This is a genomic window from Pseudomonas umsongensis (assembly GCF_012647205.1).
Taxonomy (GTDB): domain Bacteria; phylum Pseudomonadota; class Gammaproteobacteria; order Pseudomonadales; family Pseudomonadaceae; genus Aquipseudomonas; species Aquipseudomonas umsongensis.
In genome coordinates this window covers 4,403,915-4,426,378 of record NZ_CP051487.1, presented here as the reverse complement: position 1 = coordinate 4,426,378, position 22,464 = coordinate 4,403,915, and the positions used below count along the sequence as shown (strand labels likewise).

The following is a 22,464-nucleotide window of genomic DNA, read 5'->3' as shown; positions in this document are numbered from 1 at the left end:
AGGCGAAATTTCACATCACCCGGCGAGGCCAGGCGGTTGGCTCAGTGGCTGGCAGCGCAGGCGATTGAGCGTCAGCAAGCGCATCACATAACCGAGCTTGATGGCGGTCGGGCCGAGTATCGTCATGGCATGGGCCATCACCAGGCTGGGTAGCGACAGATATTGATCCAGGCCATAGGCCAGGATGGCCCCGGCGACCAGTGCAATCAGCCCGCCGATCAACATGACGTGGGACAACGTCAAGACCCGATACGGATGCTCGAAAAAACCATACATGTCGGTTACCTGCGACTGGCAGTGACAGGGGGCACGGCCGTATTAATCGTCTTCAGGCCACCGGGATCAACGGATCGGCCGCCGCCAGCGCCACGGCACGATCAGCCGCCGGCGGATAGATCCACAGGGTGTTGATCTGGGTCTTGAGTTCCTTGGCTTCGTGCTTGACCAGCTTGACCTCGCGCTCCCAGCCCTCAGTGAACACCGCGCCCCAGGCGCCCAGGTCCAGGCAGGTGACATACTTGGGTTGGCTGTAGGCCATCGGCTCCACACCCAGCAGCTCCGCGGCGACGTTGTTTCCGGCATAGCGCCCCAGGGCGATGGCATGCTGGCAGGACATTGCCGCGAAGTTACCCTGGTCATCGGTGGCAGCGTAGGCCACGTCGCCGCTGGCGTACACATCGGCGTGGCCTCGCACCTTGAGGTGCTGATCGACATGCAGGCGGCCCTGATGATCGCGAGTACCTTGCACTTGTTCGGTCAGCGAGTTGGCACGGAAACCGACGGTCCAGATCACGGTGTTGGATTCGATGCGCTGGCCATCGGCAAGGATGACGCCATTGGCATCGACCGCGGCAACGGTAGCGTTGAGAACCCACTCGATGCCCAGGTGCTGCGAGGCTTCGACGATCGAGGGGCGGATCCCATCGCCCAGAGCAGCGGCGACTTGCGGGGCACGGTCAACCACGATGACCCGGATGTCGACGTTTTCACCGAGGACGGCACGCAGGCGTGCCGGCATTTCGGTCGCGGTTTCAATCCCGGTGAAACCACCGCCAGCCACCACCACGGTATTGCGGGCGGCGCTGACCGGCTTGTCCTTCAGTGACTTGATGTGAGCTTCCAGGCGAGTGGCGGATTCGATCTCGTCGACATCGAAGGCGTGCTCCAGCATGCCTTCGACCGGCGGACGCATCAGCTTGCTGCCGGCGGCCAGCACCAGGCGATCATAGGTCAGCGTGCCCTGGATGCCCGCGGCGTTGGTGTAGCGGACCTGTTTGTTGTGCTCGTCGATGACCTCGGCCGAACCCTTGACGAATTTTACTCCCACGGCGTCGAACAGTTCGTGCAGCGGTGCAGTCATGGTGTGCACGTCAGGCTCGTAGAAGCGCGGGCGGATGCGCAACTCGGCCTGAGGAGCCAACACGGTGATCTCGACGTCGTTTCGATCGTGCTTGTCCAACAGGCGGGCAGCGCTCAACGCGCTCCAGACCCCACCGAACCCTGCACCAATAATCAAGATTTGCTGTTTCATTGTTTAGCTCCTGAAGAACAATCGAGTGCCGCTTAATCTTGAGCAGATGTTATTCGAGGGGTTTAACGCTGACACTGCTACATAGGGTAAGCCCGGGTATGACTAAGTATTAACGGGCTATACCAAAGTGTTAGTGGCTTGAATGACCAGAGTTCAGTGGCGTCGCTCAAGTACTGTTTTGATACAGTCGAGCAACTTTTCGATGGGGAAGGGCTTGGGGAAAAAGGCAATCGGCTGCATGGCTTGAGACCCCGGCGGACGCTGCGCGCAGGGATTTCCGGTGATGAAGATGACCGGGATATGCATGCCCCTGGTCGCCAGTTCTTCATACATCGTGATTCCGTCCATCTCCGGCATTTGTATATCGCAGATCAGGCAAGATGTAATAAGCGGGCCGTCGGAGTTGAGATATTCATACGGCCCCACGTAGGTTCGCACCGTATAGCCACTGGATCGCAATAAAGTATCCAGCGCCATTCGAAGCGAATCATCGTTATCGACGACGGCAATCATTGCCTCGTTGTGCATAGTGAAGTCCTGCGTAGTCACGCAGAGCAATTAGAGGCACTGCGCTATTATTGCAAGATACGCCGTCCTGAAAGGGTGCACAGTATACGTGGGTATAGTTATCGGCTGGCGGGCCGGGCCGAGAGCACCTCGGCCATGCGCACCAGGTCGGCAAAGGAGCGTGCGCCCATCTTGCGCATGGCCTGGCCGCGGTGGATTTTCACGGTGATTTCGCTCAGGCCGATTTCCCCGGCTATCTGCTTGTTCATCAAGCCCGAAGTCGCCAGCGTCATCACGGTTTGTTCCCGCGCGGTCAACGTCTGGTGGCGCGCTTGCAATTGCTCGGCGTGGCGCTCGGACTCGCGACGCTGTTTATCACGACCATGGGCGGCGCACACCGCATCGATCAGGTCCTGTTCACGAAACGGCTTGGTCAGGAAATCCACCGCGCCAGCTTTCATCGCTCGCACTGTCATGGCGATGTCGCCGTACCCGGTGATGAACACGATGGGTACCTTGATGCCGGCGACGGCCAGTTCGTTTTGAAAGTCCAGGCCGCTGCTGCCTTGTAACCGTACATCCAGCACCAGGCAACTGTCGGTGTCCGGGCGCTGGTACTGCATGAAGTCGGCGACTGAGCCGAACAGCTCGACCCGTAGGCCGATGGAGCGCAGCAGGCTGCCGAGGGATTCGCGCAGCGGCGCATCGTCGTCGACGATGAACACCATGGACTCGGTGTGATTGATCTGGTTGAGCGACTGCCGTTCGTTCATGTTTGATTCCCCAAGGGCTCAATGGCGGCCCGTATCGGCAGGGCAACCAGAAACGAACTGCCCTGGCCCACAGTGCTGGTGGCCCAGATCCGGCCAGCGTGGAAATCAATGATCGAGCGGCAGATGCAAAGCCCCATGCCCAGGCCGTTTTCCTTGGTGGTGAAGAACGGCGTGAACAACTGCGGCAAGACCTCGGGGGCAATCCCCGGACCCTGGTCGGCCACCTCCAGCACGGCCTCGTTGTCCTTCACCCAGGTACGAATCAGCAGTGACCGTTGTGTGGCGTCGACCGCATCCATGGCCTGGCAGGCGTTGATGATCAGGTTGATGATGACTTGCTGCAGTTGCACGCGGTCGGCACTGACCTGGGGGTTGAATGTACCCAACTCGATTTTCGGACTGATCTGGTGATGGGCAAGTTCACAGCGGACCAGGCTCAAGGTCTCGCTGACAATGTCGTTGAGCGATTCGTTCTGGCGCAGCGGGTCGCATTTGCGCGACAAGGCCCAGACATGGCGGGTGATTTCGCTTGCCCGATGGGCGCTGGCGATGATTTGTTGCAGTGCCTTGCGTGCTTCGACCAGATCGGGCTGCGGGCGGCTCAGCCAGTTGCGGCAGGCTTCGCCGCTGCTGGCGATCGCCGCCAGCGGTTGATTGATTTCATGGGCGATGGACGCTGCCAGTTCGCCCAGGGCTGTCATGCGGGTGACATGGGCGAGTTGGGCGTGGGCAGGATTTTTTGTCCGGGGGTCGAGCATACGCGCCTCGGTTTTCTGGTCGGGCTGGGAGCGGAGAATCGGTCCGGTATCCTAGGAGCACGCGATCTCAGTCCGTTAGGACAAAAAACCCGAAATAAAAGCCAAGGCGCGGTACAACGATCAGGTCTTGCTGGCGGCCAGGTAGGCGCCCAGGCGCCGGCCCATTTCCTCGCCAAGGGCTTGCAAGCCACTCAATGGCCGGACCATCACTTCGAAATCGACGATTTTTCCCTGCTCGTCAAAGCGGATCATGTCGATGCCCTTGAGCTGTTTGTCGCCGACCCTGGCGCTGAATTCCAGAATCACGTTCAAGCCGTCGGCGCTCGCCAGTTCGCGATGATAGGTGAAATCTTCGAACACCTTGGACACCGTGTTGAGAATCATCGAAACCACCGGTGCCCCGGGATACGGCGTGTGGGCCATGGGCGAGCGAAACACCGCTTGCGGGTCCAGCAATGCAGGCAAGGCCTTGAGGTCGCCGGTGCGGATCATCGCGTGCCACAGGCTCAGGGACTCTGCCGCCTTGGGATGCAGTTGCAGTTCAGACATATTCAACTCCTGTTTTTTGTTGTTGTTCAAAACGTGCAGAACACTTCCTGTAGGAGCGAGCACGCTCCGGGCGGCGTTCCGACGAAAAACCTGAGAGCGCCGCGGGGTGTCAGGCTCGCTGCGTTATCGTTGACCTCCATCGCGAGCATGCTCGCTCCTACAGGGGGGAGATTGGTTTCGATCATAGATCCGTGATGCACAGCTCCCCTGTAGCGCGGATCAACGCCTGGCCATGCAGCGCATCCTTGATCAGGTCCGAGCGCTGCGCCGCCAGCCACTGCGGGCATTCCGGATCGACACGATAGGGCACGAAAGCGGCGTATTGCTGCAACAGGCGGGCTTGCAGTTCGTCCTGCTTTGCGCGCAGTTGAGTGAGGTCTGGCCGTGGCAGGTCGGGTGCCTTGTGCGCGGCTTGCCATTGCGCGATCAGTCCGTACTGCACCAGCTTGTTGGCTTCTATCTGCGCGGCGATCAAGTCGGCGGCTTCGTCCGGGTTCACGTTGCAACCGGTTGCCTGCTTCCTGGCGTTGTTGATGAGCAGGGTTTCCCGTGCGGTATCCTGGATCGGTTTGCCACTGTCCCACTTGGCCAGCGCCACCAGGTCGGCAATGTCCAGGCGCTCATTGATGGTGTTCAGCAGTGGCTGCAGCGTTTCGGGTGCCGGGGAGGGCGTGGCGGCATGGGCGACGCTGGCGAGTAAGCCGAACAGCGAGCAAGCCAGGACTTGCGGCAAGCGTGGGCAGCGGAACATAAGCAACCTCTCGGGCACGGGATGCGCATCAGGTCTTATGTATCACAGCTGAGCCAGATGAACGATAGTTCAGCGAGCACTTTCGCAATATCCCGGTTGCGCCTCAGTCGCTGGCCAGCAACCGCTCGATCTGCGCCAGCTCCCAGGTGCTGAGCAAACTCACCGGGTCAGTCCCGAAACGCTGACCACCGTCGAACACGCGGCCATCCGGGCTCTGGCAATGCAGGCAGTGACGCAAGTGAAGGTGGTCGACATCGAGGCTCAAGCGCCAACCTTCGATGTCGATGAATACCGGACCGGCTTGCCCGTCAAGTCGCCGGAGCGGGCGCAGGCCCAAGGCGGCATCGCGCAGTTGCTGGTAAATCTCTCGGGCAGTAAGGGGCGGCACAGGTGTCTCCGGCGGGATGGCGGCATGGCCAGAATCGGGCACACAGGATAGACGATCGCGATCCAGGGGTAGAACCCTGTGACGAAAAAGCCCGGCTGATCAGGCCGGGCTTTTTGTGGGTGCGGTGAAGCGATGGGATCAGGCGACAGTGTTGCCTTGCAGGCGGTCGGAGCCATCGGCGGCGACGGTGTTGCCTTGCAGGCGGTCGGAACCATCGGCAGCGACGGTGTTGCCTTGCAGGCGGTCGGAGCCATCGGCGGCGACGGTGTTGCCTTGCAGGCGGTCAGAGCCATCGGCGGCGACGGTGTTGCCTTGCAGGCGGTCGGAGCCATCGGCGGCGACGGTGTTGCCTTGCAGGCGGTCAGAGCCATCGGCGGCGACAGTGTTGCCTTGCAGGCGATCCGAACCATCGGCAGCGACGCGATTCTCGATCAGGCGATCCGAACCACCCTCGGCCACCCGGCTTTCAATCAGACGATCCGAGCCACCTTCAGCCACGACAGGCTGAACAGAGGTAGCGGCAAAAGCGTTAACTGCGAAAACCGAGAAAGCGATGCTGAGGAGGGTTTGGCGTTTCATGATCGTGTGCTCCGGGGGTGTTGTTGGTTGGTATGGAGCTGATGTTACGCCGTGGAGTTTTTAAGAGAACTTCATTGAGGTGATGGTGAACATCGATGCGATTGATAGAGTCAGTGGCCTGCCTCGTGTAGGCATGATGATAGAGCGCAGCCTGTCGTCGGCTATGACGCCCGGCCAGGTGCACAGGGGTATGCTGGGTTTTCGCAGGTTCCGCACTCTGATCGAGAGGATAAACCGATGCACGACTATTACGACCTGGGCACCTACAGCCGCTCCGTGACGACGAGCTCAGCCCAAACCCAACTCTGGTTCGACCGCGGCCTGATGTGGTGCTACGGCTACAACCACGACGAAGCCATCCGTTGTTTCCAGAAGGCCCTGGAGCACGACCGCAACTGTGCGATGGCCTACTGGGGCATCGCCTATGCCTCGGGACCCAACTACAACAAGCGCTGGGACGCCTTCATCGAACAAGAGCTCAAGGAGGCCGTGGCCCAGGCGCGACTGGCGACACAAATCGCCTTGGTGCACCTCGAAGGTACGACGCCAGTGGAGCAAGCCCTGATCCACGCGTTGCAGCAACGTTACCAGGCCGAGCAGACGAGCAGCGTAGATGAGCTCTTCACCTGGAACGATGCCTATGCGGCGTCCATGCGCGATGTGTACCAGCGATTTCCCGACGATCCAGATGTGGTGGCGCTGTTCGCCGAAGCGCTGATTGACCGCACGCCCTGGCAGTTATGGGACTTGAAAACCGGCCAGCCGGCGGCTGGCGCCGACACCCTGGAAACCGTGGCCGTGCTTGAGCGGGCCCTGCAACGCATGGAGCAACACGGCGAAGCGCCGCACGCCGGCGTACTGCACATGTACGTCCACACCCTGGAAATGTCGCCGTACCCGGAACGGGCCCTGCGCGCGGGCGATATCCTGCGCGACCTGGTACCGGATGCCGGACACCTGCGCCATATGCCGTCGCACATCGACGTGCTCTGCGGCGATTATCGCGGGGCCATGATCACCAATCAGCGGGCAATCGAGGCCGACAGTCTCTATCTGGCCAAGGAAGGGCCAATCAACTTCTACACCCTGTACCGCAGCCACAATTACCATTTCAAACTCTACTCGGCGATGTTCCTCGGCCAGTATCAGCCGGCCCTGGAAGCCGCCGAGCAACTGGCCGAAACCATCAAGGAAGACCTCCTGCGGGTGGAAACACCGCCCATGGCCGACTGGCTCGAAAGCTTCGTCTCGATGAAGGCCCACGTGCAGATCCGCTTCGGCAAATGGCAAGACATCCTCGCCACACCATTGCCCCAGGACCCGACGCTGTACTGCGTGACCACGGCCATGCTGCACTACGCCAAAGGCGTGGCCTTTGCGGCTTGCGGGCAAGTCGCCAACGCCGAAACCGAGCATCACCTGTTCCTTGAGGCCTGGGCCCGGGTGCCGGACACGCGCTACCTCTTCAACAACAAATGCAACGATATCCTGGCGGTGGCCGCGGGCATGCTGCGCGGCGAAATCGAGTACCGCAAAGGTAACTTCGACGAAGCTTTCGCTCACCTGCGCGAGGCGCAATCGCTGGACGATCACCTGCCTTACGACGAGCCCTGGGGCTGGATGCAACCGGTGCGCCACGCACTGGGCGCGCTGTTGCTGGAACAGGGCAGGGTGGAAGAAGCCCTGCACGCCTATCGTGCCGACCTGGGCCTGGACAACACCCTCAGTCGCGCGTCCTGGCACCTGGACAACGTGTGGAGCCTGCACGGCTACGTGGAATGCTTGAAGCGCCTGGGTCGCGATGGCGAAGCGGCCGCTGCGCAGGTTCGTCTCAACCTGGCCATGGCCCGGGCGGATGTGGACATTTCGGCATCGTGTTTTTGCCGCAACGGCAAGCTTTGCTGCCACTAGGTGCGAGTTTTGCCTCAAGCCTCGTTGATCTGGCTGACACTGGTGATCTGACCGTTCCAGACCATCTCGTAGTGAGCGGTCTGGATGATCGAAGAGACAGGCCTTGGCGTCATCAACGCCCAGCAATCACTGCCTGGCAGGCGCACCGAGCGATAACGCAGGCCCGGGTAGCCAGCTTTCCTGATTGCCCGGCCCAGTGCGTGGGAATGGCTGTAATCGTCAGGCGCATACACCGGGTCGTTGATCGGCAGGGCGGTGGCGTCTTTCATCCCCGTATCCATGAATGAACACGACAGTCCCCTGAACACAAACCGCTCATAGTTCAGGCCCGATACCTTCGACCAGTACAGGCCCTGGTGATACCGCACCTCGGCCAGTGCGGTTTCCATCGAATCCGCCAGGTACAACACCCCATAGCTGCCATCGCTGAACCGCGAGCCCGCCGGATTGATGTGAGTGAAAGGCGCGGTGGCGTACGAGCAGCCAGCAATCCCGAACGGGATTTCGCTCCGTGGGATCAACTCAAGCTCACCGACCTCATTCTTCAGTCGGGGATTGGTCAGCGCCTGAATCTCGAACAGCACCTCGAATTCATCCGCGCTCGCCACGTCGTCGAACAATGCAATCGGCGGAAACTTAGAGTTGACCAGCCGGTAAGCCTGCAATGCCTGCCCGGCAAACACCGCCAGCTCGCTCAACGTCACCATTGCGCGCCCCGCAGCATATCGATGCGCCGAAAGGTCTCGTACAGGGAAATCATGTCGCCCTGGGCCATGATCACCAGCGGCGAGCGCCCATTGAAAAACTCGTTGTCATTGGCCATCGAGACGAAGCCATAGACGTTGTCCGGATTGTCGAACACCAGGCGCAACGTGGCGTGAATGTTCAACACAAGACTGATGCGCTGCATCTGGTCCGCATCCAGCGCCACCGCCCAGTCAGGATCATGCTGGCGCGCGCGGGTGTAGGTGCTGCGGGAAATGCGCAGGATACGACAGGCCTGCTCGCTGCTGGCGTGCCACTTTTCCAGAATGCCCACCGCAGCGCGCAGGCCGGTGACGCATTGGTTTTTGCTGAAAGATTGGGGTTGGGAAGCGACGGCCATGTGCATTACCTGTCTTTGAGTCCTTGGAATCAAACATAAGTATATTGAGTCTACAGAACAAGCGGCTCTCGACCAGCGGCAGCCTGCAGGAAACAGCGATACGGCGAACCAGGCGCTGTGGTGTCTTTTCTGCACCGCGTCATCATTCTTCGCCGGCCCTGGCCCCTACGGCCCGATGACCACCCATCAGCCAGATCCCGCTTGCGGGGGGGACCACTAGACTTCACAGGGGGGATGAAGTCTACGCAACTCAACTCAGGAGACCTGTGATGAACAGTGCATCTTGGCTGGCGTTGGTAGTGGCGGCAGGGGCGATTTCGGGCTGCGCGAGCAGAAACGAAATTGTCGATGTCCCCCTCAATGCTACCCCGCAAAACGCAGAGCATATCGCTCGAGCCACCCTCAGCCCGGTGGGCGATCAAACCAGTATCTGGCTCACCGTCGGTGGAGTCCCCCACGATATGGCTGTTTCCAGCCGTCTCGACACTGCAATCTACGCAGGCTCGTGCCAGCAATTGGGTACGCAACCGGCGTACAGGACCCGTCAGGCCAATAGCGTCGACTACCCATCGCTGGCCCCGCGTACCCAACATTGGGCCCAGGCACCGGTGGCGCTGAGCGATTTGACCAAGGGTAGCTATGCCTTGCTGGTTCGCAGCAGTCCGGCAGACGGTAGCCGCCCACTTTTCTGCGGAAACATCAGCGCTGGCTAGGGGCGCATCAGGCAAGCCGTTCGGTACTGTGGCCTGCGCAAGTAGCGCAGGCCATGGCCTGGGTTCAGAAGATTGTGCCGTACCCGGCGGCCATCACGATGAGCGTGAGAAAACAGGCCAACTGAACGAAAAAGAAGCTAAACCGAACTGCCACGAACGCATTGGTTTGTTCATGGCAGACATGCACCAGCGACTGACACACCCGGGCAACCAGAATGAGTATCGACAAGTAGTTTACCGAAGGTCCTTCAACGCCAAGGGCGGAAATCAACCACACGATGACGCCAAACACAGGCAGGTTTTCCACGCAGTTGGCGTGTGCCCTTACCCCGCGCCGATACCAGTCCTCGCCCTCGAGCCGATCGCTTCGGAAAGAGGCAATCGGCGCATTCGAGAACAGTATCCTGGCCCAGCGATAGACCCCGACGGTGGCCATTAACAGCAGTAACGTCCAGGTCGCGAACCCAAGCAGCATCCACATCGGTATTGTCATGGCGGCCAGCCTCGATCAATGGCCCATGATGGGTGACAGTGCGGTGTTGATCCGCGACATCTGGGCTGGCGTTGTCATGCGCGTCAGCAGCCGGGCAAAGTGTGGATGCTGCACGCCCGAGATAATGTATTGCCAGCGGTAGGCGTCCAGCATGCAGGCGTTGATGCGTGCCGCTTCGTCGACACTGAATGATCGTGAAGCATGGCGCGTGAAGTACTCGGCATCGGCTGTCGATTGTGCCTGCAGGATGGCGTCGACGGCCGCCACCAGTGCTATCAGGTCGTTCACTGCCTGGTCGCATTCGGCGGGCGACAGTTTTGCGTGCTCGGCCTTCCACTCCAGTTCATCGAGCACGACGTGTCGGCTTTCATCCTTCCAGTGAAACTTGAAGACGTCCTTGAACAGCGGGCATAGCTCTTCGTGCGGGGCGATGCTTTGTGCGTAGTGGGATTGAACGAACAACTCGATATGACAGGTCAGCGCCAGCACCGACCAGGTGCTGGATGCCAGCACCACGCGCGCCACGTCGTTTGGATCGGCCACTTGACGATATCCCGCCGGCAGTTGCGAGCCAATCATTGTCTCGATGCGCCGGAACAGCTCCTGATGCTTGATCTCGTCATTGGAGAAGCGCACCAGCGCTTCGAGTGCGAGCTGATCGTCGAATACATGGGCGCGACCCTGATCGAGCATTTTGGCACTGATAAAGCGCTCGACCAGGCCAAAGAGGTACGCGTAGGTCCGGCCTTGAATCTGGCTGAGCAGGCGCGCCTCGTGCGCGTCAAGAAAGGTCAGGCGGTCGACCAGCGACAGTGAGTCGGGCAGGAATTTGCGCGAGAAGTCGAAATGCCGGTCCTGCAGCAGATCGCGATCGATCTGCCATTCGGCTTTCTTCGATGACCTGACCAGTTGCGCGTAACGGGCGGCGTTGCGCGAATCAGGGATGGGGAGGGTCGCGAAGGTGTTCATATCGATCTCCAATTTTCCAGGTCGAGCCACAATGGGGCGGAGCCAATGACCCTGGATAAAGCCTCTGGGGAGAGTGCTGATCGCTGGGTCCGCGTTGGTGCTAATCTAGGCCTCGCCGTCCGGGTGAAGAATGACCGCTGCGCCTGATTACTTGCTCCAGACTCCGTAAAGGAGGGGTGGCAAATGCTCGATGCGCTTTCCGATGTGTTGCGTGTGATCCGGCTGTCTGGGGGAGTGTTCCTCGAGGCAGAGTTCTCTGCGCCCTGGTGCATGAGCGGCAGAATCTCTGCCGACGATTGCAAACCGTTCGTGGCGGCGCCTCGACATATCATTGCCTCGCATTTTGTCGCGGCGGGGAACATGCACTTGCGCGTCGACGATGGCGCCCCCCTCGACGTGCGCGCAGGCGAATTGATCCTGCTACCTCGCAATGATGTTCATACGTTTGGCAGTGACCTGGGCTTTACACCCATGTCGGCGCGCGACGTCATTACGCCGCCGTCAGTCGGCGGCATTTCACGCATCAAGTGCGGCGGGGATGGGGAGACCACACAGCTGTTGTGCGGTTTCCTCGGCTCTGAAACCCCCTTCAGTCCGTTGCTTTCATCGCTGCCATCGGTACTCAAACTGGACATGCGCGCGACGGCTTCGGGGGCCTGGATTGAAAGCTCGTTCCGTTTCGCGGTGAGCGAGACAGCGGCAGGACGCGTCGGCTCAACGGCAGTCATTGCCAAACTGTCTGAATTGCTTTTCGTCGAAGCCGTCAGCCAGTACGTCGCGAGCCTCCCGGCAGAGCGGCGCGGGTGGTTGGCGGGTTTGCGCGATCCGCATATCGGGCGCGCACTGGCACTGCTCCATGCGCGTCCGACCGAGGGCTGGACCGCTGAAACCCTGGCGCTCGAGGTGGGCATGTCGCGCTCGGTATTCGCCCAGCGCTTCACCGCATTGGTCGGACAGCCACCGATGCAATACCTGACGCTCTGGCGCATGCACGTGGCGGCTCAACACTTGCGAGAAGGGCGGGGGAATGTGGCGCAAATCGGCTTTTCAGTCGGCTACGAATCCGAAGCGGCGTTCAGTCGCGCCTTCAAGCGCCAGTTCGGTACATCGCCCGGCACCTGGCGCAGGCAATCCGCTTGAGTCGGCATTGGGCCAGCAAAACCTTGCCGCACGCCTAGCCGCCTCCCTTCGTGATCAGGCATGATCAGGCTACATGAACCGGGACTCGCTGACCTATGCCCGTTGACCTGCAAGCGCTCTACCCCAAACTGATCCATCTGATGCTGGACACGGTCTTCGTGGTCGACAGGGATAACCAGATCGTATTTGTCAGTGATGCCTGTCAGGCGCTGCTCGGTTACCGTGCGGACGAGTTGACCGGCACCCCGATCACCGACTACATGCATCCTGACGACTTGGCGAAAACGCGAGCCTCCATTGTCCGGGTCATGAATGGCCAGCCGCACTTCGATTTCCGCAACCGTTATATCCGCAAGGATGGCGGTATCGTGCACATCCTGTGGGCCGCCTTCTGGTCCGAGGAGGTGGGGGCGCGGATCGGTGTGGCGCGCAACGTCACCGCCCTCTGGCAGGCGGAGGAGGAATTGCGCTTCCTCGCCCATCATGACCCGCTGACGGGGCTGGCCAACCGGGCGCTGTTCAATGATCGGCTGGATGCGGCCCTGCGCGCGGCACGGTGCCACGACAGCAGCCTGGCCTTGCTGTTTCTCGATATCAACGACTTCAAGGGCATCAACGATGTCCATGGCCATGCAGCGGGCGATCAGGTACTCCGCATGATTGCCCGTCGGCTGCAAGGCTGCGTGCGCGAGACGGACACGGTGGCCCGGATGGGCGGTGATGAATTCACGGTACTGTTGACCGATATCCAGTCCCAGGGCGATGTGTGCGAGAAAGTGGCGCAGATTCTCGCGGTCATGGCCGAGCCACCGGATGCCGACTCTTCCGTACTCACAATGCCGTCCTGCAGTATCGGTATCGCCTGTTATCCCGCGGACGGAGAGGATGCCGATACGCTGCTCAGCCATGCGGACGACGATATGTACCGCATAAAAAGGCAACGTTCCGCGGCCGGATGACGAACCTGGAACACAGCTTCGACGGGTGAACTAGCGCCGTGCCGACAGTTGTTGCGGCGCCAGGAATGCATCGTGGAAATAGTTACGAAACGCTTGCATGGCCGGGCTGAAATCGCGCTCGCGATGCCAGGCCAGGCCTACGCTCATGGGGGTTACCTTGTCAGTGACGGTCAGGGTTTCGATGCGTTTGCCCTCCAGCGACCAGGGACGGTGCACCAGGTCCGAGAGGATCGCCACGCCGCTGCCATTGGCGACCATGCTGCGCACCGCTTCGACTGAACTGGTGCGTATCCGTACGTTTGGCTGCTGGTGCGCGTGTTCCCAGTAACGCTTGGCGCTCTGTTCGGCTTCGTCGACGGTCAACAGGATAAAGGGCTCTTGCGCAACGTCAGCCAGGCTGACGGCGGAGCGTTCGAGCAGGGGGTGATGGCTGGGCAGCCATAACCGGCGTTCGGAGTTGAAGAGGGTTTCCGAAACGATGTCCGGGTGAGTGAGGTTCGCGGTCAGCACCACCGCCATGTCGAATTTTCCTTCCAGCAGGCCTTGCTCGATGGCCGTGCGCTCTTGTTCGTGGACCTCGATGGCTACGTCCGGGTGCCAGTGTTCAAGCCGTTGCAGGTGGTGCGGCAGAAAGTAGCCGATCACCGTGTAGCTCGCGGCCAAACGTAACAGGCCACTGGCGCGGACGTCCGGCAGCGGGCTATTCAGCGCGTCGTCGACGCTGCGCAAAATCACATAGGCACGGTTGAGAAAATGCCGCCCGGCATCGGTCAGGCTCATGCCCTGGGCCGAGCGCTGGAACAACAGCGTGCCGAGCATGGCTTCCAGCTCCTTGATCGCGGTGGTCACCGCGGACTGGGAAATGTTCAGGTGAATGGCCGCTTGGGAAATTTGCCCGATCTCCGCGGTGGCGACGAAATAGCGGACCTGGCGCAGGGTCAGTGACATGGGCGCTCCATTGTCTGTTTTTCAGGGTTATCTGTTTTTCAGAAGATGGCCCCTCTGATAATAGATCTTCCCAAGGGGTTGGCGGGAATTTAACGTGGCCTGCATGAAGTCACAAGCGTCAGGAGCAAGCGTCATGCAGGCAGTAGATTTCAATTCGGACATGGGCGAAGGCTTTGGCCCATGGACCATCGGCGATGGCGTTGACAATGAGCTGATGGGCTTCATCAGCACCGCCAACATCGCCACCGGTTTCCACGCCGGCGACCCAAGCACCATGCGCCGCACCGTCGAACGGGCGAAGCAGCTGGGCGTGGCCATCGGCGCGCATCCGGGGTTCCGCGACCTGGTCGGCTTCGGCCGCCGGCACATCAATGCACCGGCCCAGGAACTGGTCGACGACATGCTTTACCAGTTGGGTGCGCTGCGTGAACTCGCCCGGGTTCAGGGCGTGGCGCTGCAACACATCAAACCTCACGGCGCCCTGTACATGCACCTGGCCCGCGACGAGCAAGCTGCGCGTTTGCTGGTGGAAAATCTCCAGCGCCTGGAGCCGGAGTTGCTGCTGTATTGCATGCCCAACTCAGTGATCTGGCACGTCGCCCGGGAACTCGGCCAACCGGTGATCCGCGAGTTCTACGCCGACCGCGAGTACGACCTCAGCGGCTCCATCGTCTTTACCCGCAACGTACGTGTCTACGACCCGACCCAAGTGGCGGCGCGGGTGCTGCGTGCCTGCCAGGAAGGTGTGGTGCGCACCGTCGAAGGCGAAGACCTGGCCATCGAATTCGATTCCATCTGTTTGCACAGCGATACACCGGGTGCCCTGGCGTTGGTCGAGGCCACACGCAAGGCGCTGGATGACGCGGGGATCAAGGTTCGCGCACCGCGCTGAGTCCTGGAGCACAACGAAACACCAGGCACAGAGACGCCAGGGTTCAAACACCGATCCATTTTTATGCCTGCCTTTCTACAACTATTCCAAGAGGAACAGACATGGCCGAACAAACCGTTATTACCCCGTTGCCGGGCACCTTCTACCGTAAAGCCACACCGGACTCGCCGAACTACGTCGAGCCGGGCGCAGAGGTCAGCGCCGACACCGTGATTGGCCTGATCGAGGTCATGAAGCAGTTTTCCGAACTGACCGCCGGGACGGCCGGTCGCCTCAGTGCCTTCCTGGTCGAAGACGGTGATCCGGTGGAACCGGGTCAGGTCATCGCAACGCTCGATGGCCATTGAGGGTAGGGGGCGATCATGACTCAAGGTATTCGTAAATTACTCATCGCCAACCGTGGCGAAATCGCTGTGCGGATTATCCGCGCCGCCAAAGCGCTGGGGATTCCCACCGTTGCCGCCTGCAGCGAAGCGGACGTCGACTCCCAGGCAGCGCGCATGGCCGACGAGGTCCATATCCTTGGCCCCGCCCGCGCTGACAAGAGTTACCTGAACGTCGAGGCATTGCTCGGCGCCCTGAAAGCCACCGGTGCGAATGCGGTACACCCGGGTTACGGTTTTCTCTCGGAGAACGCCGATTTTGCGCAAGCGGTTGTCGCCGCCGGCGCGATCTTCGTCGGGCCCGGCGCCGAGACGATCCGGCGCATGGGCGACAAGGCCGAAGCCCGGCGCACCGCGCAAGCGGCTGGCGTGCCGGTGGTGCCCGGTTCCCCCGGTGAGCTGTTCGACGTCGAGTCGGCGCTCAAGGCTGCCGAATCCGTAGGCTTCCCGTTGCTGATCAAGGCTTCGGCCGGTGGTGGCGGACGTGGTATTCGCCTGGCGGAAAACGCCCAGCAACTGAGCGAAGAGTTTCCCCGTTCCCAGCGCGAAGCCCAGGCCGCATTCGGTAACGGTGCGGTGTATCTGGAACGGTTTATCGGCAAGGCCCGGCACATCGAAGTGCAGGTGTTGGGCGATGGCCAGCACGCGGTGCACCTGTTCGAGCGCGAGTGCTCGCTGCAACGTCGGCGGCAGAAGATCTTCGAAGAGGCACCGTCGCCGGTCCTCAACCCACAACAGCGCGAGACGCTTTGCGCCAGTGCCGTGCGCCTGACCGAGGCCCTTGGCTACAAGGGCGCCGGCACCCTGGAGTACCTGTACGACGACGCCACCGGCGAGTTTTTCTTTATCGAGATGAACACGCGGATCCAGGTGGAACACCCGGTCAGCGAACTCATTACCGGTATCGATCTGGTCCAGGCCATGCTGCGCATTGCCGGTGGCGAGCCGCTGGGCTTCAAGCAAAGCGACATTCAGCTCAATGGCGCCGCCTTGCAAATGCGCCTGAATGCCGAAGACCCGGCGCGGGATTTCTTCCCCAGCCCAGGCCTGGTCGAATCACTGATCTGGCCGCAAGGGGAGGGTGTGCGGGTCGACAGCCATCTCTACCAAGGCTACCGCGTGCCACCGTACTATGATTCGCTGTTGGCCAAGCTGATTGTGCATGGCCGCGACCGCAACGAAGCGTTGGCCCGTGCGCGAGTCGCCGTCGCGCAGACCACGCTCACCGGCATGGCCAGCACCTTGTCGCTGCACGGTGAGCTCCTGGAACAACCGTGGCTGCACAGCGCCGACTTCCACACTGGCACCCTGGAAACCTGGCTGGCCGAGCGCCGCAGCGGAGGTGAAGCATGAGTACCGCAATCCGCTACAGCTTTGGCGCCGACGAGCATTTGTTCGCCGAAGTCAGCGACAGCATGTCCCTTGAAGCGTTTTTCAAGGGCATGGCCGTGACCCGCGCCGTGGAGCGACTGGCGCTGGATGGCGTGCTCGATGTGTGCCTGGCCAATGCCTCGTTCCAGATCCGTTTCGACCCCGACCGTATCGCGCCTCACACCTTGCTCGAAGCGGTAAAGGGCGCAGAAGCCGAGGCCGTGGCCGAGCGCACGTTGCAGACCCGGATCATCGAGATTCCGGTGCTCTATAACGATCCCTGGACCCATGAAACCTTGATGCGTTTTCGTGACCGCCACCAGGACCCGAGTGCGACAGACCTGGAATACGCTGCGCGGATCAACGGCCTGGCGGACGTCGAGGCGTTCATCGCCGCGCACAGTGGCGCGCCATGGTTTGTCTCGATGGTCGGTTTCGTCGCGGGGTTGCCGTTCATGTTCCAGATGGTCGAGCGCGAGCGTCAGTTGCAGGTGCCCAAGTACCTGCGGCCGCGCACCGATACACCCAAATTGACCCTGGGTCATGGCGGATGCTTCGGCTGCATCTACTCCGTGCGCGGCGCCGGTGGTTATCAGATGTTCGGCGTCACGCCGGCACCGATCTACGACCCGCAGCAGAACCTGGCCTACCTCAAGGAACACATGGTGTTCTTCCGCCCGGGCGACATCGTGCAATTCAAGCCGATGGACCGGGAGGCCTATGACGTTGCCGTGGCCGAAGTGGAAGCCGGACGTTTCGATCTGCGGATTCGTCCGGTGGAGTTTTCCCTGGATGCTTTCCTGGCTGACCCCGTCGGCTATCCCAAGTCGCTGCAGGAGGTGCTGGCATGATCAAGGTACTCAAACCCGGTCTGGCGACCTCGGTACAGGACCTGGGCCGCGAAGGCTACTACCACCTCGGCATTCCGCCTTCCGGGGCGCTCGACCAATACGCGTTGAGCGCAGCCAACCAGTTGGTCGGCAATCCGCCGGGTGCGGCGGCGCTTGAATGCACGTTGCTCGGTCCGGAACTGGAATTTGCGCAAGACGCGTTGGTGGCCGTGTGCGGTGCGCACATGACGCCAAAGGTCGATGGTGTGGACATGCATCTCGACACCGCCTTCACGGTCAAGGCCGGGCAAGTGCTGCGCTTCGATTTTCCCAAGGCCGGCGCACGGGCTTATCTGGCAGTGGCTGGCGGTATCGATGTGCCGGTGGTCCTCGGCAGTCGTTCCACCTACGCGCTGGGCGCCCTCGGTGGCTTCCAGGGCCGTCGCCTGATTGCCGGAGATGAATTGCCGATGGGTGTTGCCAGCGGCAAGGGCCGCGCCGGGGCCAGTCTGCCCATGGCGTTGCGTCAATCCCTGGGTGGCGAAATCACCCTGCGCGTGGTGCCGGGGCTGTACTACGACCGGTTGACCCCAGCGGCGGCGGACAGCTTTTTCGCCGAGGCCTGGACCGTCGGCTCGGAAGCGGACCGTATCGGCTATCGCTTCAAGGGCGGCAGCCCGCTGAGCTTTCAGCCGCGCGAGCAACCCTTCGGTGCCGGCTCCGATCCGTCGAACATCGTCGACAGTTGCTACCCGATCGGCTCGATCCAGGTCCCCGCGGGGCTCGAACCCATCGTGTTGCACCGTGATGCGGTGTCCGGTGGTGGCTACGCGATGATCGGTACGGTGATCAGCGCCGACCTCGACCTGATCGGCCAGATGCAACCCAACCAGAAAGCCCGTTTCGTGGCGGTGACCCTCGAAGAAGCGCTGGAAGCGCGACGTTCCTATAAGAAAAAACTCAGCTGCCTGAGCAAGCTGTTCCCTTCCTGACGCTGCCCGCCGCACTGCGCGGGTAAAGCCAAACGGCAAGCCAACGCCGCACTACGGTGCGGTGGCGGCTGCCCGCGCTTCAACCTTCGACTGGTTCTGGAGTTCACGCATATGGCTGCTTTATCGCAATCGAGTCAAACCGGGCAGGACCCGGCCAATCACCCCGTTCCAGCGCAAGCGCGCATGGGCCGCTTATCACTGACCATGGCCTGGTGGGCGGTGTGCAGTGCGATGTTCTACATCGTGGTGGGCGCTTCCCTGGCGCTGTCTTATGGCGCGCGCAATGCGCTGATCGGCATGGTCCTGTCGGTGATCAGTTACGGATTGGTCAACAGTGTGCTCAGTCGCTTCGCGATTCGCAGCGGCTTGTCGGTGGCACTGTTTTCGCGGCTGTTGTTCGGCAGCACCGGAGCATGCCTGGCCACCCTGATCTTCTTTTCCACGGCGATCTATTACGCGGTGTTCGAAGGTTCGGTGATCGCCGTGGCGCTCAATCACCTGTACCCGGAACTGGTCTATCCACTGGCCGCGTTGCTGGTGGTGCTGTACAGCGTGCCGATGATATTGGGCAGCGTGCAGCATTGGCTGGACAAGCTCAATGGCGTGCTGCTGCCAGTCTACCTCGGAGGATTGCTGGTGGCGGTGGGGCTGTCGATCAGCCGGTATGGCTACCAACCGCAATGGCTGGATTTCGGCCCGGCAACCCCCAGCGCCTTCGGCTGGTGGGACTGCTTTGTCGCCTACATGGGGGTTTGGGTGCTGATGCTGTTCACCTTCGACTACGCCCGGTTTGGCAAGGAAGAAGACGCCGGGTATCACGGTCGCTGGAACTTCGGCATGCCGTTCTACGCGGTGACGTTTTTGCTCAACGGCGCAGCGGGCATCTATCTGGTCAGCAGGATTCCCCATGAAGGCGCGTTGAACGAAGTGTCGGTGGTCATGGCGATCCTGCAGTTGATGGGCTTGTGGGGGTTGTTGTTTGTCTGGGCCACGCAAACCCGGATCAATACCGCCAATTACTACCTGGCGACGCTCAACATGCAGGCATTCTTTGCCCGTTTCGGAGTGCGTGGTGCGTACTGGGCGTGGGCCCTGGCGGTGGGGGTGATCGTGTACGGCTTGATGCTCGCCGATGTGTTTGCCTATTTGCTCAAGGCGTTGGCCTACCAGGGCATTTTTGTGGTGGCCTGGGTCGGCGTGGCGTTGGCGCAGATTCTTTATGGGCGCAGTGACGTGGCGGCGCTGGAACGCGTGGCTGCATTCAACCCGGTGGGCCTGACAGCGTGGTTTGGCGCCACGGCAGCGGGCCTTGCCCTGATGTATGGCGGTGGTGGCCTGGGCAGCTTTTCAGCGCCCTCGACCGTGATCCTGGCGTTCGCGTTGCAGGCTGGCTTGTCACGTCGAAGCCGGTTGCGCCTGCAGGTGGCGCAGTAAAGGAGTAGTCGTATATCTCGCTACGGGTGCCTTGTCCTTACGGCACCCGCGGCAGCAGCTACCGGGTCACGACAGGCGTGATTCGCCTGTCGTACGGCTCAAGTACCCGGCAACAACGCCGATGCGCGAGAATACCAGCCAGGCAAACAGCAGCACACTCACGCCAATCAGGATCGATGCGACGCCAATCAGTGGCTCGATCGACGCGAAGCCCTTCAGCCGCAGGGTCAGCGCGCCGAGCATCACCGGCACACCCAGGTTGTACGTCCAGAACTGCACGGCAGCCGCGCGACCTTCGGTCATGCTCGGGTGCAATGCGCCGATGACGCCGAACAGTGCCATCGATACCCATCCCAACAGATTGATGTGGGCATGTACGGCGAAGAGTGAATGGTCGCCAGAGGCACCCATCGTCACCCCCAGCATCACGCCAATGGCAAAGTAGAGGGCAGCAAGTCGAAACCAGGTCCGCGAACGGGGAGTGTGATTCATGGCATTCACCTCAAGCGCCCTGAGGCGCGCTCAGTTGCTGGAAAATCCCTGAAATCGTGATGCCCGCAGATGCCGTGCACAGGGGCGGTGGCAGATCCGCTGCCGTACGTCTATTATGAGACTTATGTCTCATTACAAGACAAGGTATCATTTATTCCATGTCCAATCCCAAGTCAAGCCCGTCGATCGGTGAGGGTGATGCACAAGGTCGCGTCAACCAGAAACTGCGCACCCGCAAGGCGCTGATCGAGGCCGCCATCGCCTTGCGCGACGAAGGTCATCAGCCCACGGTGGCGCAAGCGGCTGAGCGCGCCAGGGTGTCGCGCGCCACGGCCTATCGCTATTTTCCCACGGTCGAGGCGTTGCTCAGCGAGACAGCGGCCGATCGTGACATGCCGCCGCTGGAACGCATCTGGCAGCCGGGGGACGATCCGGTCAAGGGTATGGGCCTGGCGGCGAACACGTTGAACAAACTGCTGATCGACGACGAGATCGGCCTGCACGTGATGGAGCGCTCGTTCATGACCGTATGGCTCGAAAGCGAGTCCCACGAGCCCCTGCGACCGGGCCGCCGCCTGAGCTACATCGAGCCGATTGTCGACTCGATGAAAGACGTACTGTCACCCAAGGCGCGCAAGCGCCTGAAGCAGGCGCTGTCGATCGTCATGGGCACAGAGGCATTGATTGCCGTGCGCGATATCGGTGGCGCGAGCGTCGAAGAATCACTCGCCACCACCGCCTGGGCGGCGCGGGCGCTGGTTCGCCAGGCACTGGATGAGGATGAAAAAAACCGTCGAAAGCGAGGCTGATCTGCGAGATGGTAAGTGCGCGTACACCTGATCGTTCCCACGCTCTGCGTGGGAATGCCGCCAGGGACGCTCCGCGTTCCGCTAGCAACGCAGGGCTGGAGTCCGCGCTAAGCGAAACGGCCGGCTAGCCTGATTCTGGATCTGTTTGCGTACACCTGATCGTTCCCACGCTCTGCGTGGGAATGCCGCCAGGGACGCTCCGCGTTCCGATAGCAACGCAAGGCTGGGGTTCGCGCAGTGGTGACGCAGAGCGTCACGGGTTCGAGTCAGTCCGCCTTCTCTTCATCGGCCGGCACTTCAGTCCAGCTGTCATCCGGATCAAAGCGCTTCATCGCCTGCGCCAGCTTTTCGCTACCAGGCCCCAGGTCTTTTTCGAAGACCTGTCCCTCATGGCTGATCATGAAGCTCATCACCCCGGTTTCACCGTATTTCGCCGGCCAGGCGATCAGTGCAAAGCCCCGGCTCATCTTGTCCCCGATGAGGTAGCTGTAGGCCCCGCCCGGTGCGGAAGGCCCCTGGCCCAGCAGGATGCGGAAGCGGTAGCCATGCCAGGGTTGGCCGGCTATGGTTTTGCCGAACTCGGGCCCCAACGGGCTGATCTGTCCGCTATCGTCGTCCGCCCAATAGAGTCCGTCGTGCTTGCCGGCGGTACTGAAGATTTTCTGCGCGTATTCGAGGGCGCCGTCACCGTCGCGATCCACCGAGGCGTAGTCCATCTGGGCATCGTGATAGGCCAGCGCCGATTGCACCGCGGCCAGCTCGTTGCGGCCAATTTGCCGGGTACGAAGCTCCGCACTGCCGGCCTTGATGTCGAAACGCCAACCCTTCGCGCCTTTTACGATGGGGATAGGCAGTGTCCAGTGCTCACTGCCCACCGACAGGATCGCCTTGTTGTCGCCGGTTTTTTCAATCTGGTGTTGCTCGTGGTATTGCTTCAAAAACGCCTCCACGTCTTCGCGCTCGGCACCGTCGCGAGGGATGAAACTGCGCCAGTCTTCACCCAGCAACTCGGCCAGGCGTTTCTGATCGGCGTTTTTCGTACCCAATGCTTCGACGAATGCTTCAGCGGCCTTTTCCGGCGTTGCAAATTCCTGCTGCGCCGTCGCCATGCACGACCAGGCCATGGCGACTGTGAGCGCCAGGGCATGCATAAGCATACTCTTGCGTGCTTTTACTCGAGGATGGTT

Annotated in this window: 27 protein-coding genes; 11 read left to right on the top strand and 16 right to left on the bottom strand. The window is 61.2% G+C overall.

What is annotated here, in order from left to right:
* Positions 1-15: 15 nt before the first annotated feature.
* From HGP31_RS19930 to HGP31_RS19890, 9 genes are all read right to left on the bottom strand, one after another.
* On the bottom strand, positions 16-276 hold the full coding sequence (locus HGP31_RS19930) for a transmembrane sensor/regulator PpyR (RefSeq protein WP_083349361.1): 261 nt from the start codon (positions 274-276) through the stop codon (positions 16-18).
* Positions 277-328: 52 nt separating this feature from the next.
* Positions 329-1,531: an NAD(P)/FAD-dependent oxidoreductase gene (locus tag HGP31_RS19925; protein WP_020796911.1), complete on the bottom strand. Its 1,203-nt coding sequence runs from the start codon at positions 1,529-1,531 to the stop codon at positions 329-331.
* Positions 1,532-1,684: 153 nt separating this feature from the next.
* A complete protein-coding gene (locus HGP31_RS19920; RefSeq protein WP_033043392.1) occupies positions 1,685-2,059 on the bottom strand; it encodes a response regulator transcription factor in 375 nt (124 codons plus the stop codon).
* Between the two features lie 98 nt (positions 2,060-2,157).
* A complete protein-coding gene (locus tag HGP31_RS19915; RefSeq protein ID WP_083349358.1) occupies positions 2,158-2,811 on the bottom strand; it encodes a response regulator transcription factor in 654 nt (217 codons plus the stop codon).
* Positions 2,808-3,569 (bottom strand): sensor histidine kinase, encoded by a 762-nt coding sequence (locus tag HGP31_RS19910; RefSeq protein ID WP_083349357.1) that lies wholly within the window; start codon positions 3,567-3,569, stop codon positions 2,808-2,810. Before HGP31_RS19910 ends, HGP31_RS19915 begins: the two co-directional genes overlap by 4 nt.
* A gap of 120 nt (positions 3,570-3,689) precedes the next feature.
* On the bottom strand, positions 3,690-4,118 hold the full coding sequence (locus HGP31_RS19905) for a nuclear transport factor 2 family protein (RefSeq protein WP_033043395.1): 429 nt from the start codon (positions 4,116-4,118) through the stop codon (positions 3,690-3,692).
* Positions 4,119-4,299: 181 nt separating this feature from the next.
* Positions 4,300-4,869: a chorismate mutase gene (locus HGP31_RS19900; RefSeq protein ID WP_168758519.1), complete on the bottom strand. Its 570-nt coding sequence runs from the start codon at positions 4,867-4,869 to the stop codon at positions 4,300-4,302.
* A 103-nt stretch (positions 4,870-4,972) separates the two neighbouring features.
* Entirely contained in the window at positions 4,973-5,257 is a 285-nt protein-coding gene (locus HGP31_RS19895) for a DUF7693 family protein (protein WP_168758518.1), read from the bottom strand.
* Positions 5,258-5,395: 138 nt separating this feature from the next.
* Positions 5,396-5,836, bottom strand: coding sequence for a hypothetical protein (locus tag HGP31_RS19890; RefSeq protein ID WP_168757556.1), 441 nt, complete (start codon positions 5,834-5,836; stop codon positions 5,396-5,398).
* A gap of 237 nt (positions 5,837-6,073) precedes the next feature.
* On the opposite strand from HGP31_RS19890, the gene HGP31_RS19885 reads away from it, so the two are divergent.
* Positions 6,074-7,747, top strand: coding sequence for a tetratricopeptide repeat protein (locus tag HGP31_RS19885; RefSeq protein ID WP_168758517.1), 1,674 nt, complete (start codon positions 6,074-6,076; stop codon positions 7,745-7,747).
* 14 nt (positions 7,748-7,761) lie between these two features.
* On the opposite strand, the gene HGP31_RS19880 is transcribed toward HGP31_RS19885, so the two are convergent.
* Positions 7,762-8,454: an RES family NAD+ phosphorylase gene (locus HGP31_RS19880; RefSeq protein ID WP_083349353.1), complete on the bottom strand. Its 693-nt coding sequence runs from the start codon at positions 8,452-8,454 to the stop codon at positions 7,762-7,764.
* A complete protein-coding gene (locus HGP31_RS19875) occupies positions 8,448-8,852 on the bottom strand; it encodes an antitoxin Xre-like helix-turn-helix domain-containing protein (RefSeq protein ID WP_033043897.1) in 405 nt (134 codons plus the stop codon). The genes HGP31_RS19880 and HGP31_RS19875 overlap by 7 nt, the downstream gene beginning before the upstream one ends.
* A 269-nt stretch (positions 8,853-9,121) precedes the next feature.
* Between HGP31_RS19875 and HGP31_RS19870 the strand changes: the two genes are divergently transcribed.
* Complete coding sequence (locus HGP31_RS19870; RefSeq protein ID WP_083349352.1) at positions 9,122-9,565, top strand: hypothetical protein; 444 nt, start codon at positions 9,122-9,124, stop codon at positions 9,563-9,565.
* A gap of 64 nt (positions 9,566-9,629) precedes the next feature.
* Here HGP31_RS19870 and HGP31_RS19865 read toward each other — a convergent pair whose 3' ends face one another.
* Together HGP31_RS19865 and HGP31_RS19860 are read right to left on the bottom strand one after the other, a co-directional pair.
* Positions 9,630-10,058, bottom strand: a complete 429-nt coding sequence (locus HGP31_RS19865) for an MAPEG family protein (protein ID WP_168758516.1) — start codon at positions 10,056-10,058, stop codon at positions 9,630-9,632.
* Positions 10,059-10,073: 15 nt separating this feature from the next.
* A complete protein-coding gene (locus HGP31_RS19860; RefSeq protein WP_168758515.1) occupies positions 10,074-11,027 on the bottom strand; it encodes a diiron oxygenase in 954 nt (317 codons plus the stop codon).
* Between the two features lie 183 nt (positions 11,028-11,210).
* Here HGP31_RS19860 and HGP31_RS19855 point away from each other — a divergent pair, with 183 nt between their 5' ends.
* Together HGP31_RS19855 and HGP31_RS19850 are read left to right on the top strand one after the other, a co-directional pair.
* The gene (locus tag HGP31_RS19855) at positions 11,211-12,167 is read left to right on the top strand and encodes an AraC family transcriptional regulator (protein ID WP_168758514.1); all 957 of its coding nucleotides are present in this window, start codon (positions 11,211-11,213) and stop codon (positions 12,165-12,167) included.
* 95 nt (positions 12,168-12,262) lie between these two features.
* The gene (locus tag HGP31_RS19850; protein ID WP_168758513.1) at positions 12,263-13,126 is read left to right on the top strand and encodes a sensor domain-containing diguanylate cyclase; all 864 of its coding nucleotides are present in this window, start codon (positions 12,263-12,265) and stop codon (positions 13,124-13,126) included.
* Between the two features lie 30 nt (positions 13,127-13,156).
* Here the strand turns inward: HGP31_RS19850 and HGP31_RS19845 are convergent, their stop codons facing one another.
* Positions 13,157-14,074: a LysR family transcriptional regulator gene (locus HGP31_RS19845; RefSeq protein ID WP_020800698.1), complete on the bottom strand. Its 918-nt coding sequence runs from the start codon at positions 14,072-14,074 to the stop codon at positions 13,157-13,159.
* Between the two features lie 133 nt (positions 14,075-14,207).
* Between HGP31_RS19845 and HGP31_RS19840 the strand changes: the two genes are divergently transcribed.
* From HGP31_RS19840 to HGP31_RS19815, 6 genes are all read left to right on the top strand, one after another.
* Complete coding sequence (locus HGP31_RS19840) at positions 14,208-14,966, top strand: 5-oxoprolinase subunit PxpA (RefSeq protein WP_168758512.1); 759 nt, start codon at positions 14,208-14,210, stop codon at positions 14,964-14,966.
* A gap of 101 nt (positions 14,967-15,067) precedes the next feature.
* Positions 15,068-15,313: an acetyl-CoA carboxylase gene (locus HGP31_RS19835; RefSeq protein ID WP_020800700.1), complete on the top strand. Its 246-nt coding sequence runs from the start codon at positions 15,068-15,070 to the stop codon at positions 15,311-15,313.
* A gap of 15 nt (positions 15,314-15,328) precedes the next feature.
* Entirely contained in the window at positions 15,329-16,702 is a 1,374-nt protein-coding gene (locus tag HGP31_RS19830) for an acetyl-CoA carboxylase biotin carboxylase subunit (RefSeq protein WP_168758511.1), read from the top strand.
* Entirely contained in the window at positions 16,699-17,571 is an 873-nt protein-coding gene (locus tag HGP31_RS19825) for a 5-oxoprolinase subunit B family protein (protein ID WP_020800702.1), read from the top strand. Before HGP31_RS19830 ends, HGP31_RS19825 begins: the two co-directional genes overlap by 4 nt.
* Positions 17,568-18,542 (top strand): 5-oxoprolinase subunit C family protein, encoded by a 975-nt coding sequence (locus HGP31_RS19820; RefSeq protein ID WP_033043893.1) that lies wholly within the window; start codon positions 17,568-17,570, stop codon positions 18,540-18,542. The genes HGP31_RS19825 and HGP31_RS19820 overlap by 4 nt, the downstream gene beginning before the upstream one ends.
* Positions 18,543-18,653: 111 nt before the next feature.
* Positions 18,654-19,976 (top strand): purine-cytosine permease family protein, encoded by a 1,323-nt coding sequence (locus tag HGP31_RS19815; protein WP_168758510.1) that lies wholly within the window; start codon positions 18,654-18,656, stop codon positions 19,974-19,976.
* Between the two features lie 66 nt (positions 19,977-20,042).
* On the opposite strand, the gene HGP31_RS19810 is transcribed toward HGP31_RS19815, so the two are convergent.
* On the bottom strand, positions 20,043-20,468 hold the full coding sequence (locus tag HGP31_RS19810; protein WP_033043890.1) for a hypothetical protein: 426 nt from the start codon (positions 20,466-20,468) through the stop codon (positions 20,043-20,045).
* Between the two features lie 158 nt (positions 20,469-20,626).
* Between HGP31_RS19810 and HGP31_RS19805 the strand changes: the two genes are divergently transcribed.
* The gene (locus tag HGP31_RS19805) at positions 20,627-21,277 is read left to right on the top strand and encodes a TetR/AcrR family transcriptional regulator (protein WP_168758509.1); all 651 of its coding nucleotides are present in this window, start codon (positions 20,627-20,629) and stop codon (positions 21,275-21,277) included.
* A 266-nt stretch (positions 21,278-21,543) separates the two neighbouring features.
* Here the strand turns inward: HGP31_RS19805 and HGP31_RS19800 are convergent, their stop codons facing one another.
* Positions 21,544-22,428, bottom strand: a complete 885-nt coding sequence (locus HGP31_RS19800) for a DUF2950 domain-containing protein (RefSeq protein ID WP_168758508.1) — start codon at positions 22,426-22,428, stop codon at positions 21,544-21,546.
* Positions 22,429-22,464: the final 36 nt, after the last annotated feature.